This is a genomic window from Peptococcus simiae, from assembly GCF_046097595.1.
GTDB classification, from domain to species: Bacteria; Bacillota; Peptococcia; order Peptococcales; family Peptococcaceae; genus Peptococcus; species Peptococcus simiae.
In genome coordinates, this window is record NZ_JBJUVG010000001.1 from 241688 (window position 1) to 254324 (window position 12637).

At 54.0% G+C, this 12637-nt stretch carries 16 protein-coding genes; all 16 read left to right on the forward strand.

The annotated features are described in order from the left end of the window. The first annotated feature begins 9 nt into the window (after nucleotides 1-9). The 16 genes from rpsK to ACKQTC_RS00995 all read left to right on the forward strand — a co-directional run bounded on the left by rpsK (nucleotide 10) and on the right by ACKQTC_RS00995 (nucleotide 12568). Nucleotides 10-408 (forward strand): 30S ribosomal protein S11, encoded by a 399-nt coding sequence (rpsK, locus tag ACKQTC_RS00920; protein WP_408976558.1) that lies wholly within the window; start codon nucleotides 10-12, stop codon nucleotides 406-408. Between the two features lie 11 nt (nucleotides 409-419). Continuing rightward, entirely contained in the window at nucleotides 420-1013 is a 594-nt protein-coding gene (gene rpsD, locus ACKQTC_RS00925; RefSeq protein ID WP_408976559.1) for a 30S ribosomal protein S4, read from the forward strand. Between the two features lie 32 nt (nucleotides 1014-1045). Next, on the forward strand, nucleotides 1046-2002 hold the full coding sequence (locus tag ACKQTC_RS00930) for a DNA-directed RNA polymerase subunit alpha (protein ID WP_408976560.1): 957 nt from the start codon (nucleotides 1046-1048) through the stop codon (nucleotides 2000-2002). Nucleotides 2003-2016: 14 nt separating this feature from the next. Continuing rightward, complete coding sequence (rplQ, locus tag ACKQTC_RS00935) at nucleotides 2017-2355, forward strand: 50S ribosomal protein L17 (protein WP_408976561.1); 339 nt, start codon at nucleotides 2017-2019, stop codon at nucleotides 2353-2355. 180 nt (nucleotides 2356-2535) lie between these two features. Continuing rightward, nucleotides 2536-3378, forward strand: a complete 843-nt coding sequence (locus ACKQTC_RS00940; protein WP_408976562.1) for an energy-coupling factor transporter ATPase — start codon at nucleotides 2536-2538, stop codon at nucleotides 3376-3378. Further along, entirely contained in the window at nucleotides 3369-4241 is an 873-nt protein-coding gene (locus ACKQTC_RS00945) for an energy-coupling factor transporter ATPase (RefSeq protein ID WP_408976563.1), read from the forward strand. The genes ACKQTC_RS00940 and ACKQTC_RS00945 overlap by 10 nt, the downstream gene beginning before the upstream one ends. Then, nucleotides 4231-5046, forward strand: coding sequence for an energy-coupling factor transporter transmembrane component T family protein (locus tag ACKQTC_RS00950; protein WP_408976564.1), 816 nt, complete (start codon nucleotides 4231-4233; stop codon nucleotides 5044-5046). The genes ACKQTC_RS00945 and ACKQTC_RS00950 overlap by 11 nt, the downstream gene beginning before the upstream one ends. Continuing rightward, complete coding sequence (gene truA, locus ACKQTC_RS00955) at nucleotides 5033-5866, forward strand: tRNA pseudouridine(38-40) synthase TruA (RefSeq protein ID WP_408976565.1); 834 nt, start codon at nucleotides 5033-5035, stop codon at nucleotides 5864-5866. Before ACKQTC_RS00950 ends, truA begins: the two co-directional genes overlap by 14 nt. Before the next feature lie 20 nt (nucleotides 5867-5886). After that, a complete protein-coding gene (locus tag ACKQTC_RS00960) occupies nucleotides 5887-6432 on the forward strand; it encodes a methyltransferase family protein (protein ID WP_408976566.1) in 546 nt (181 codons plus the stop codon). Nucleotides 6433-6699: 267 nt separating this feature from the next. Further along, nucleotides 6700-7353 carry an NUDIX hydrolase gene (locus ACKQTC_RS00965; RefSeq protein ID WP_408976567.1) on the forward strand — a complete coding sequence of 218 codons (654 nt, stop codon included), beginning with the start codon at nucleotides 6700-6702 and terminating at the stop codon, nucleotides 7351-7353. 31 nt (nucleotides 7354-7384) lie between these two features. Continuing rightward, nucleotides 7385-8074, forward strand: coding sequence for a hypothetical protein (locus tag ACKQTC_RS00970; protein ID WP_408976568.1), 690 nt, complete (start codon nucleotides 7385-7387; stop codon nucleotides 8072-8074). A 100-nt stretch (nucleotides 8075-8174) separates the two neighbouring features. Further along, a complete protein-coding gene (locus ACKQTC_RS00975) occupies nucleotides 8175-8798 on the forward strand; it encodes a NapC/NirT family cytochrome c (RefSeq protein ID WP_408976569.1) in 624 nt (207 codons plus the stop codon). Continuing rightward, nucleotides 8798-10120: an ammonia-forming cytochrome c nitrite reductase subunit c552 gene (locus tag ACKQTC_RS00980; RefSeq protein WP_408976570.1), complete on the forward strand. Its 1323-nt coding sequence runs from the start codon at nucleotides 8798-8800 to the stop codon at nucleotides 10118-10120. The genes ACKQTC_RS00975 and ACKQTC_RS00980 overlap by 1 nt, the downstream gene beginning before the upstream one ends. A 41-nt stretch (nucleotides 10121-10161) precedes the next feature. Beyond that, on the forward strand, nucleotides 10162-11139 hold the full coding sequence (locus ACKQTC_RS00985; RefSeq protein WP_408976571.1) for a cytochrome c biogenesis protein ResB: 978 nt from the start codon (nucleotides 10162-10164) through the stop codon (nucleotides 11137-11139). Continuing rightward, nucleotides 11132-11914, forward strand: coding sequence for a cytochrome c biogenesis protein CcsA (gene ccsA / locus ACKQTC_RS00990; protein ID WP_408976572.1), 783 nt, complete (start codon nucleotides 11132-11134; stop codon nucleotides 11912-11914). Before ACKQTC_RS00985 ends, ccsA begins: the two co-directional genes overlap by 8 nt. A gap of 132 nt (nucleotides 11915-12046) precedes the next feature. Beyond that, nucleotides 12047-12568 carry a nitroreductase family protein gene (locus ACKQTC_RS00995; protein ID WP_408976573.1) on the forward strand — a complete coding sequence of 174 codons (522 nt, stop codon included), beginning with the start codon at nucleotides 12047-12049 and terminating at the stop codon, nucleotides 12566-12568. Nucleotides 12569-12637: the final 69 nt, after the last annotated feature.

The following is a 12637-nucleotide window of genomic DNA, read 5'->3' on the forward strand; positions in this document are numbered from 1 at the left end:
TGAAGTCAGTTGGCTAAACAACAAAGAAAAAGCACGCGTGGCCGCCGTAAAGACCGTAGAACGGTTGAACGCGGTGTAGCCCATATCAAAAGCTCTTTCAACAATACCATCGTAACCATTAGCGACACCCAAGGGAATGCCTTAAGCTGGGCGTCTGCCGGCGGTATGGGTTTCCGTGGGTCCAGAAAAAGCACGCCTTTCGCAGCTCAAGTTGCTGCTGAAACCGCTGCTAAGGCCGCTATGGAATATGGCTTAAAAGAAATCGAATGCATGGTTAAAGGCCCCGGCTCCGGCCGTGAAGCCGCTATCCGTGCCCTGCAGGCTGCAGGTCTTGAAGTCAGCATGATTAAGGACGTCACCCCGATTCCACATAACGGTTGCCGTCCGCCGAAACGCAGAAGAGTATAAGGAGGGTTAAGATGGCCAGAAACAGAGAACCTATCGTTAAACGCTGTCGTGCTCTGGGGATTTCCCCGGCCTACCTGGGCTATAGCAAATCCTCCAAACGCGTCCCCCAACGTGGCCGCAAGAAACTGAGCGAATACGGCATGCAGCTGCAAGAAAAGCAGAAAGCTAAATTCATCTATGGCGTTATGGAAAAACCTTTCCGTAACTACTATAACAAAGCCAATCGTATGAGCGGCATGACCGGTGAAAACCTGATCATCCTCTTGGAAAAACGCTTCGATAACATTGTCTGGCGTGCAGGTTTTGCTAAAACCCGTCGTGAAGCCCGTCAAATGGTTGTGCACAATCATTTCACCGTCAACGGCAAAAAAGCCAACATTCCTTCCATGGAAATTTCCGTCGGTGATGTTATTGAACTCAAAGAGAAGAGTGCCCAATCTCCCCACTTTAAAGCGCACGTAGATGCTTTAGGCGTGGTAACACCGCCGGCTTGGATGCAATTGGATACCAATAATAGAAGCGTATCCATCGTTGCAGAACCGACCCGTGAAGAAATCGACATCCCTGTCGATGAACAGATGATCGTAGAGCTCTACAGTAAGTAATAGAGTGGGCATCTTGCACTGGAGGTCAGTACATGATTGAATTTGACAAGTTTGGAATCGAAGAACGCAAAACACCTGAGTCCGGCGATTGCTATGGCGAATTTGTCATTGAGCCGTTAGAACATGGCTTTGGCGTTACCCTGGGCAACGCCCTCAGACGTATTTTGCTCTCCTCTATTCCGGGAGCTGCCGTCACTTCTGTCAAGATTGACGGTGTCCTACACGAATTTTCGACGGTGCCCGGTGTCAAGGAAGACGTTGCCGAAATGATTTTGAATATCAAGCAACTGGCTTTAAAATGCGATAATGATGAGGCCCAAACCATTATCATTAACGCCACCGAAGAAGGCGAAGTGACCGGTGCGGATATCCTTACCACAGAAGCTGTGGAAGTGATCAACAAGGACCTACACATCGCCACCATGGATAAAGACAGTCGCCTGTATATTGAAATGGTCGTGGAAACCGGTAACGGTTATGTGTCCGCTGAAAAGAATAAGAGCAAAAAAGATGACTTGCCCATCGGGACCATTCCCATCGATTCCATCTATACGCCGGTGCACAAAGTGAATTTTTCCGTCGAAGATACCCGTGTTGGCCAGGATACTGAAAAAGATCGCCTGACCCTGACCATTGGCACTAACGGTAACTTAACACCGACTGAGGCCCTGTCATGGGCAGCGCGTATCTTAACCGACCACCTTGAGCCGTTCATTAAGCTCAAAGAGGGCATGGAAGATACGGCCATCATGATTGAAAAAGAAGAAGAAGAGAAAGACAAAGTGCTGGATATGACCATTGAAGAGCTGGATCTGTCTGTGCGCAGCTACAACTGCCTCAAACGAGCCGGCATCAATACAGTGCTTGAACTAACCCAAAAGACCAAGGATGACATGATGAAAGTCAGAAACCTGGGTAAAAAGTCGTTAGAAGAAGTCACTGAAAAAATGGGTGCACTTGGCCTCTCTCTCAAATCAAATGATGAGTAAAAGGAGGTTCGGGAATGAATCATAGAAAAATCGGATCCGATATATCCCACCGCCGCGCCATTTTGCGCAATATGACCACCAGCGTTTTAGAACACGGCCGGGTTGAAACCACCCTGCCTAAGGCTAAAGAAGTGCGTCGTCAGGTGGAAAAAATGATTACCCTCGGTAAAAAAGGCGACTTGGCTGCTTACCGCCAAGCCATGGCTTATTTAACCGATGAAGACGTGGTCCAGAAACTCTTTAAAGAAATTGCCCCGGGCTATGAAGACCGTAACGGTGGCTATACCCGCGTGTTAAAAGCCGGTTTCCGTCGCGGCGATGCTGCACCCCTGGCAATTATCGAACTGGTTTAATCCTATACGCATGGCACCCTGTGTGTCAGGCGTTTACATAGAAAGCCGCTCAGTTAAGAGCGGCTTTTTGTTTATGCTTGTTCGGCCGGGTTACGATACCCTTGCCAGCGCCGGATGCTTTAATGCCGGGCCTTTCTATGGTAAAATACCAACGGAACAAGCTTATTACTGCAAGAACAGATGACTGAATGGAGAATGATTATGATAGAGGTGCGCCAGTTGGTCCACCGGTATGCCAATGCAGACCCGGCCCAGCCGGATGCCCTGGCCGGCGTCAGCCTCCAGGTCTCACCCGGGGAATACCTGGCGGTCCTGGGGCGGAACGGCTGTGGGAAATCTACCCTAGCCAAACACTTAAATGCCCTCCTCCTTCCGACAGAAGGGGAGGTTCTTGTCGATGGATTAAATACAAAAGACCCGGACCTGACCCTGGCCATCCGCCAGAAGGTGGGTATGGTCTTTCAAAATCCGGATAACCAACTGGTGGCCACCACCGTCATGGAGGATGTGGCCTTTGGCCCGGAAAACCTGGGCCTGCCTAGAGAAGAAATCCTCAAGCGGATTGATGAGGCCCTGGCCAGGGTCCGGATGACAGACTTTAAAGAGGCCGAGCCTCACCACCTGTCCGGTGGCCAAAAGCAGCGGGTGGCCATTGCCGGTGTCCTGGCCATGGAGCCGGACTACATCGTCTTTGATGAACCGACGGCCATGCTGGACCCCCGGGGCCGGGAGGAAATTTTGGCCACCATGCTGGAGCTGAAAGCAGCCGGCATTGGCGTGGTCAACATCACCCACTACATGGAAGAGGCCGTACCGGCCGACCGGGTCCTGGTTATGACCGGGGGCGAAATTGTCCTAGAAGGCCGGCCCCGGGAGATTTTTAGCCAGGTTGAGACCTTAAAGGACCTCCACCTGGATGTCCCTGTTGTGACCGAGCTGGCCCAGCTGCTCCATGATGACTGTCCCTGGCTGGCCCGGGACATTTTGACCCCGGAAGAAATGGTGGAAGCCCTATGCCCTTAGAATTTAAAGAGTTGAGCCACCGGTATGGCGAGAATGCCAGTGACCGGTGGGCCTTAAAAGATATTAACTTAACCATAGAAGAGGGGACCTTTACCGGCCTGGTTGGCCATACCGGCAGTGGGAAGTCGACCCTGGTCCAGTTGGTCGGGTCCCTTCTGGCGCCCAGCATGGGGCAGGTCCTTATTGATGGGGTCAGTTCCCAGGAAAAAGGGGACCAGGCCCGGGCGGTCAAACGCCGGGTGGGTCTGGTCTTCCAGTACCCGGAGCACCAGCTTTTTGAAGAAACCGTGGCCAAGGATATAGCCTTTGGTCCTAAAAACCAGGGCCTTAGCGAAGCCGAAGTCCGGGACCGGGTCCGGGAGGCTATGGCCCTGGTGGACCTGGATTATGATTACTTTGCCGACAAGGCCCCCTTTGACCTGTCCGGGGGGCAAAAACGCCGGGTGGCCCTAGCCGGGGTCCTGGCCATGCGGCCCAAGTACCTGGTCTTAGATGAACCGACTGCCGGGCTGGACCCCCTGGGCCGGGACCGGGTCCTGGAAAATGTGGCCCGGCTCCACCGGGAGGCCGGCATGGGTATCCTTTTAGTCAGCCACTCCATGGACGATGTCGCCGACTATGCCGACCGGATCATTGTTATGAATGGGGGCCAGGTGGCCTTTGACGGGCCGCCGAAGGAAGTCTTCCGCCATGTCGAGGCCCTGCGGGAGATTGGCCTGGGGGTTCCCCAGGTGACGGCCCTCCTCCACCGGCTGGAAGCGGCCGGCCTGCCGGTGGCAACCGATGCCATTACGATTGAGGGGGCCCGGCAGGCGATTTTAGAGGCCTTAGCTAAGAGAAAGGGGGAGCAGGATGGCATTTGATGTAACCATTGGTCAGTATGTCGAGGGGGATTCTATTCTCCACCGCTTAGATCCCCGGACCAAGATCGTCTGCATTCTCTTTTTCATGATTGCCCTCTTTGTGGTCAAGACGCCGCCGGGCTTTATCTTGGTCTTTGTCGGCGCCCTGACGGTCCTAGGCCTGTCGGGCGTGCCTATCCGCTACTACCTCAAGGCCCTGAAACCCCTTCTCTTTATCATCGTCTTTACCGGGCTCATGCAGATTTTCCTGACCCCGGGGGACTATATCTGGTCCTGGCGCTTTTTGCATATTTCTAAAGAGGGGCTCTTCATGGCCTTCCTTATGTGCACCCGCCTGGTCCTCCTGGTTCTCATCACCAGCGTCCTGACCCTGACCACCACCCCTATGGCTCTGACCGAGGCCATTGAAACTCTACTCAAGCCCTTCCGGCGGATAGGGGTCCCGGCCCATGAGCTGGCCATGATGATGACCATTGCCCTGCGCTTCATCCCCACCCTTATGGAGGAAACCGATAAAATCATGAAGGCCCAGACCGCCCGGGGGGCGGACTTTGAATCCGGCGGCATCCTCCGGCGGGCCAAGGCCCTCCTGCCCATCCTGGTGCCCCTCTTCCTGTCGGCCCTCCAGCGGGCCTATGACCTGGCCCTGGCCATGGAGGCCCGGTGTTACCATGGGGGGGAGGGGCGAACCCGGCTAAGGGAATTGGCCTATACCCGGCTGGACTACCTGGCCCTGGCCATCGGGGCCATCTTTTTACTGGCGGCCATTGTGACCCGTCTGGGGGCTTATTATGGCGCGTTTTAAGGTCACCATCGCCTATGATGGGTCAGGTTTTCACGGTTTCCAGCGCCAGGCTGGCAAAGACCTGCGGACGGTCCAGGGCGTCCTGGAAGACCGGCTCACCAAGCTCCTGGATGAACCCATCATCGTCCACGCCGCCGGCCGGACCGATGCCGGCGTCCATGCCAAGGGCCAGGTCTTTCATTTTGATACGGTCCGTAATATAAGTGCCGAGGGCCTAATCTACGCCTTTAACCGCTATTTGCCGGCAGATATCACCGCCAACCAGGTGGCCCAGGTAGCCCCGGGCTTTCATGCTCGAAAAATGGCCTGTGGTAAGTGCTACGGCTACCAGCTTTACACCGGCCGCCGGCTCCCGGCCATTGGCCATATGTACCTGGCCCATGAAATCCGCCCGGTGGACGGCGCTGTCTTTTCCAAGGTGCTGGCCCAGGCCCAGGGGACCCATTACTTTGCCGGCTTTTGCGGCCGGGGGGCCACCACCCTGACTTATGACCGGACCCTCTACCGGGTCCGGGTCCTCCGGGCCGGTGACTACTGGGCCATTTATCTGATAGGCGATGGCTTTTTACGGAAGATGGTCCGGAACCTGGTCGGCACCGCCCTGGATGAGGCTACCGGTCGCAAACCGGCCGGCACCTTTGCCCGCGCCCTGGCAAGTGGCAAGCGGGAGGAGGGGGGGAACACCGCCCCGGCTGAGGGCCTCTTCCTGGAACGGGTCTATTACGATAAAGAAGACCTGGCCCAGGGCATAGACCGGCTGGATGCCGGCCGGCCCGAAGACCTGGTAGGCCCCCGGGCCATCTTTATCAACCTTTTTTAAGCAGAAAGAAGGAAAACCCTATGAAAAATTGGCGGAACCCCCTGGGTCTTTTAGGGGTAGGCCCCTTTTATGTCATTCCTTGTCTCCTGGCCACCCTCCTGGGCCTGCGCCGGTATGGCCGCAGCCCCCTGGGCAGGCGGGGTGGGGCACTGGTTCTTATTCCCCTTGGCCTGGTTGCTATCCTGGCCGGCCTGGCGCTATGGGTCAAGACCGTTATCTTCCAGCGGGTCATGGCTGACATTAAGGCCGACCGGCTGGTGACCGAGGGAACCTATGCCTACTGCCGCCACCCCATTTATGCCGCCTTTTTATTTTTACTGACCGGGCTCCTGGTCCTGGCCGGTAATCCGATTCTGGCTCCTTTACCGGTCCTCTTTTGGCTCTATGGGACCCTCCTCTTAAAATACACCGAGGAGCGCTGGCTGGCCGACCGGTATGGCCCGGCTTATACCGGCTACTGTCGGGCAGTGAACCGGTTTATTCCCCGGCCCCGGCAGCTTTCTAGGGGGATGAAAAATAAATTGAAAAAAAGTGATAAAAAAGTGAAGTTAGCTATTGACAACTAAAACCAAAGACGATATACTGTATTCAGAAGTTAGGGATACCTAATTTCAACACCTCTATACTCCTCTTTGTTGAAGGTTGTGACCTTCTCACCTCCAAACGTGTTGGCTGATCCAACATTGCTGTAAAAGCCCTTGCCTCCACAGGGGCTTTTATTTTTTTGCCTTTTTTAGCTTGAGGGCCGGCCGCGTCCAGGAGGGGCTAAAATTTCTCCTTATCTATAGCAGGGCCGGGGAATCCGTGATATGATTACGGTAAGGAGGGATAAAATGGAACCGTTTCTTGATGCCCTAACCACCGGTTTATTGAAGTATGACCCCCAACCCCTGGGCAAACGTCACGCCTTTGCCGTCCTTTTGCCCCTGGTCCGGATGGAAGATGAATGGTACGTCCTTTACGAAGTCCGGTCGGCCAGGATTTCCCAGCCCGGTGAAACATCCTTTCCCGGCGGCGCCATCGAACCCGGTGAATGCCCGTCTGATGCAGCGGTCCGCGAGGCCATGGAAGAATTGTGCCTAGAGCGAACGGATATCCGCCTCCTGGGTGAAATGGACTTCATAGTCACTGAAACCGCCATTATTTACTGCTTTGTGGGCTTTATTGACGGAAAGACCCCGGCCGATATCCAGCCCAATGAAGATGAAGTGGAGGAGGTCTACGCCCTGCCCTTGGCCTGGCTCTGCGAGAACCCCCCTAAATACTATGAGACCAAGATTCAGGCCAGCTACAGCGATGATTTCCCTACTTCCAGGCTCCCAGGTGGGTCTAATTATCAATGGAAGCGGCGGAACCAGATCGTGGCTTTTTATGACATTCCTGACAGCGGCTATAACCTCTGGGGCCTAACAGCCCGGTTAACCGACCGCTTTATTGACTTCTTAAGCGAAGAAGACCTATATCATTGCATTAGCTGCATCCAATAAAGCAAGCGCAGAGCCAGTAAGGAGGGCCTCTATGTCGATTGGCAACACGAACAAGCAAAGAAAAAGACGGAAAATCTTCCAGCCTTGGATGGTTTACTCTGCAATCCAAGCCCTGCTGAGGGCCCTGGTTTTTACCGGCATCCTTTGGCTGGGTCTGGCCCTGGTGGTTGGCTGGCAAAATACAGAGGCCCTGCCCGGCCAGGCCGGAATTGCCAGTCTTGACGGGCCTTGGCAGCTGATCCTCTTGGTCGTGAGCCTGGCCGGCGCCTGCTTGACCCTGCTGGCTATCGCCGTGGCCATCAAGTGGCACGCCAAGAGCACCGGCCTCTTACTCGCAGCGGCCCTGGTCTTTTTCCTGGCCCAGGCTGCCAACCTAGGCCTGGGCAGCCAGGCCATCCTCTCCTTGGAAGACAAGCCGGTCTTAACCGGGAGCCTAGCCGATTGGGAGCTGACTTTTAGTGACCATGAGGCCGTCCTATCCAGCCCGGAAGGGATTAGCTGGCATGGGCCCACTGCAGCCGGGGCCCGGTGGACAGCCGGCCCTATTAAGGTCCAGGTTCTAGCTGACCGCCCCCTTATGGTCCTCAGCCGAGACCCGGGCCGGATTGGCTACCCCATTGTCTTTATCCTGGCTTTTTTAGCCCAGGTGGCCTATCTTTTTTCTCATCCGGGCCACCCCTCAGTGGTAGATGTGAATAAATGGTATGAAGAAGACTTATAGGGAATAAATATAACTTTAACGTAAACCTGAATAACCCATTCATCATTGACAGGCTAGGACTCAAATGGGTATCCTTTATGTATAAGGATATTGCTTAAGTATGGAGGTGACGGCAGTGAAAAGATCCTTGCGTCTCAAAGTTCTGGGAGGGATAACCGCCGGGCTGGCAGCTGTATTTTTATTGATGCTATGCCTTAAGATTCCAGCCTTAGGCCTTGATGGCACTGAATTCTGCGGTTCCTGCCATGTTATGGATCCGCAAGTTGAGACCTATGTTCACTCGGCCCACCGGCTCAATGCCACCTGTGGTGATTGTCACGTTCCTCACCATTTAGTCCGGGGTGCCTTTGACAAGGCCTGGACCGGTACTGTGGACCTAGTCGGGGTTATCCGCAATAAGGATCCCTATGAAATTCATGCCTCCGGTCATGCCAAACGGGTCATCCAGGAAAACTGTGTCCGCTGCCACAAGGGTATCTTAGAAGAAATCGGTGATACCATGACTGATGGCGGAAAGGCTTGTTTTGATTGTCACCGGAATACACCGCATGCCATTAAGCCCAATATGACCAACTTAGACTTAAACTATGTGGACCTTGGTCAAGGGGCACCGACAGCGGAAGAGGTAGATAAGAAAGCAGTGGCGGGGGCAGGTCAAGCAGATCTGGCTGACCTGGCAGCATTTCAAGCGGCCCATGCAATGGCAAAAGGAGGTAGGGAATAATGAAAGGGAGAAATAAGGGGGCACTTGTTGCCCTATCAGCAGTGGTTGTGGCAGTTGTTGTAGGTGTTTGCGCCGGCTTGTTCTTCGGCCACAACACCGAACTCAAACAATCTGTCATTAAACCGATTTCTGCGCAAGAGCAGGAAAATAATGAGGCTTGGAAGGCGAACTATCCAGCCCAGTATGCGTCATTTGAAAAAACCATTGAAAATACGGAGAATCCGTCTCACTTTGACTCCCGTCCGTATATGAAATTAATGTATAAGGGCACCGGCTATGCTGCAGAGTTTAATGAGCCCCGCGGACACGCCTTTATGTTAGATGATATCCGGGAAATTGACGAAAAACGCTGGGCTCCTAAACAGGCTGCCTGTAACACCTGTAAATCCAGCCAAATCCCCGGCTTGATTGAAAAATACGGGGACAAGTATTATTCCATGGACTTCCATAAGATCAATGACCAACTGGAAAATACCGTTGGCTGCTATAATTGCCATGAAACGGATAACCCCTCTGAACTGGCCCTCCGTCAACCGCCCTTTCTGGAAGCTATGAAGGCACGGGAGATTGATGTGCAGGATGCCGGCCGGCAAGAAAAACGGACCCTGGTCTGTGCCCAATGTCACGTTACCTACTACTTCCAGCCGGAAACCAATAAGGTTACCTTCCCCTGGAAAGAAGGGCTGACGCCGGAAGAACAGATTAAATATTACGATTCTATTAACTTCACCGAATGGGTCCACCCGGATAGCGGGTCTCCCCTCATTAAACCGCGTCATATGGAATATGAGTACTTTAAAAACTCCACCCATGAAAGTGCCGGGGTTTCCTGCGCTGACTGCCATATGCCATATATGAAGGTTGGGAACCAAAAGATTTCCTCCCATAATGTAGGCAGCCCCTTGGATACCATGGACCAAAGCTGCCTGACCTGCCATAGAGAAAGCAAGGATTGGCTCCTGGGCCGGGTCAAGAGCATCCAAAAGCAAACCAAGAATATGGAAGACCGGGCCGGGGCTGCTGTAACCGAAACCATTAAAACCCTGGCTGTTGCCAAGGACCTCCCCGGCGTTGACAAGGATAAGGTCACCCGGGCTCAACGGCTTCACCGAGAAGGCCAGTACTATATGGACTGCGTCATGGTCACCAATGGCTTTGGTTTTCATAACCCGCAACAATCCTATGCCGACCTGGCCAAGGGGATTGACCTCTGCCAAGAAGCCACTAAATTGGCCCAGCAGGCCATTCTGGAAGCGGGTGGCACACTGCCGGATCTCTCCGCAGATGCGGAAGAAGCCGGCAAGAATAAAGAAGATAAGTAGGCTAAATGATGAAAAAGACCTTTTTAAGTCGCCTTCTAAATATGAAGGTCGCCATTGGCTTTTTATTGGTTCTCAGTGCTATAGCGGCACTGGGAACCTTTATTTCTCAGGAACAAAGTGAAGAGTTCTATACCTTCCATTATGGCCAGGGTTTAGGCAGCCTCCTTATCCGGACAGGGCTCGCAGACATCTACCATAGCAAATGGTTCATTGCCTTGGGCATCCTGCTCTGCCTCTACCTGGTGGTTTGCACCGGCATCCGGCTCCGGGCTAGGAAAAGCCGGCAGCTTATTGGGTCGGTTATCCTCCACCTGTCAATTGTCCTCCTGGTAGCGGGGGCCTTGCTCAGCTTGGCTACAGGGGCTGACCAGGATGTTTCCCTCCTGGCTGGCGAAAAGACCAAGCTGACCGAGGGGGCCTTGGCCGGCTATACAGTTGCAGTGGACCGGTTTGACATTGACTGGTATGATAACGGGTCTGCTTCCCAATATATATCCGACTTGACTGTTACCAATAAAAAGGGAGAGAAGACCAAGAAGACAATTTCCGTTAACCACCCCTACCGGCAAGGCTTTATTAAAATCTATCAAGAACGGTATGGCTGGGAGGTCCGGGGCAAGGTAACCACTCTGGAGGGGACCCAGACCTATGCCCTCCGGGAAGGGGAAGAGTTCCCCTTGGCCGAAGGCCAGTCTCTGGCCCAGATCTTTGTGCCTAACTATGATGTTGAGAGCAGGAGCCTGCAATCGGTCACAGCGGCCCCTAAAAATCCCTACCTGGCCCTGGCCCTCCAGGCCGGCGGCCAGCCCATGGATATGCGGCTCCTCCAAAAGAACGGCCGGAGCATGCTGGGCAATATGCAGGTGACCTTTGATGAATTTGTTCCCTATACGGGCCTCAGGGTTAAGTATGATTGTGGGGTCCCGGTGGTATTCGTCAGCTTTATCCTGGCCTTGGTCGGCCTGGTCTTGCGCTATCTGGACGATATCCGCCTGAAGAAAGGAGGCCGTCATGGCTGATACATTGTTGTATATTGCTACGGCATTCGGGGCCATTGCTGTCCTCAGTGCCATGGTGGGCTTTTGGACCCAGCCGGACCGGTTTGAAAAAATTGCTTCCCTGGCCCTCTTGGCTTTTACTATCTTAACCTTTTGTGGTCTGGTGACCCGGGGGATTACCCTGAGCCGGATCCCCTTAACCGGCCTCTATGAATTCTGTGTGGCCCTGGCCGTTGCTATGGGTCTGGCCTACCTGCCCCTGCGCCGGATTTTTTCCAGTGTGGCAGTGACCCTGGTCCTTTCCCTGGCGGCCTTCTCCAGCCTGGCCCTGGCTCACACCATTCCCCATTCGGATGACCCGGTCATGCCGGCTCTGAAGAGCGTCTGGTTAACGGCCCATGTCTTTACCTCTATTGTGGCCTATGCCGCCTTCGGGGTGGCCTTTGTCATGGCCATCCTCTACCTAGTAAAAGGGAGGGAAAATCCGGACTTGGGTCGTCGCTATGATGGGGTCGGCTATAAGTCTGTCGTCATGGGCTTTATCTTCCAAACCCTCCTCCTGATTACCGGTTCTATCTGGGCAGAAGAAGTCTGGGGGAGCTGGTGGAGCTGGGACCCGAAAGAAACCTGGGCCCTCATCACTTGGCTGATTTATGCGGTTTACCTCCATGGCTACCGGTCAAGGGGCTGGAAGGGGACGAAAGCAGCCATATTTGCCATTATTGGCTTTGTTGTGGTTCTCTTTACCCTGTTGGGGGTCACCTTCCTCCTCCCAGGCATGCATAGTTATATGTAATTAAAGAATGGCTCCTCAAGGGGCCGTTTTTTTATGGAGCCGGGCTTCGGATTGGTTTATCAAGGTTTAATGAAGGGGCCAAAAGGGTAAAATTATAATTAATAGATACTATTAAATGAGGAGGAGATTGACTTGGGAACACCCTATGATGATTTACTGACCCGCCGGTCCATTCGGGCCTACCTGGACCGCCAGGTGCCGGAGGACCTCCTGGAAAAGGTCCTGGAGGCAGGCCTCTATGCCCCGACCGCTCGGGACAACCAAAAGGCCCAGATGGTCGTCATCCAAGACCCGGACACCCTGGCTGACTTGGAGGCGCTCAATGCCCAGGAAATGACGTCTGCCGGCGGCAACCCCTTTTATGGCGCCCCAACCTGTATTATCGTCTTTGCAGACGCAGAAGATAAGAACTGGATTCAGGACGGGTCCCTGGTTATGGGCAACCTGATGAATGCCGCCCATAGCCTGGGCCTAGGTTCCTGCTGGATCAACCGGGCCATGGAGGTTTTTGATGGGCCGGAAGGGAAGGCCTATATGGAAAAGTGGGGGATTCCCGCCCACTACCGGGCCGTCGCCAACTGCATATTGGGTTATGTAAAGGGCGATGCCCCAACCGCCCATCCCCGTAAGGAAGGGCGGATCAAGCGCTTTTAATTCTTTAGGCGAATTTTACCTGAGCCAGGTTTGTTTTTTACCTGGGTCAGGCCCTTTGCTTGCAGGCTT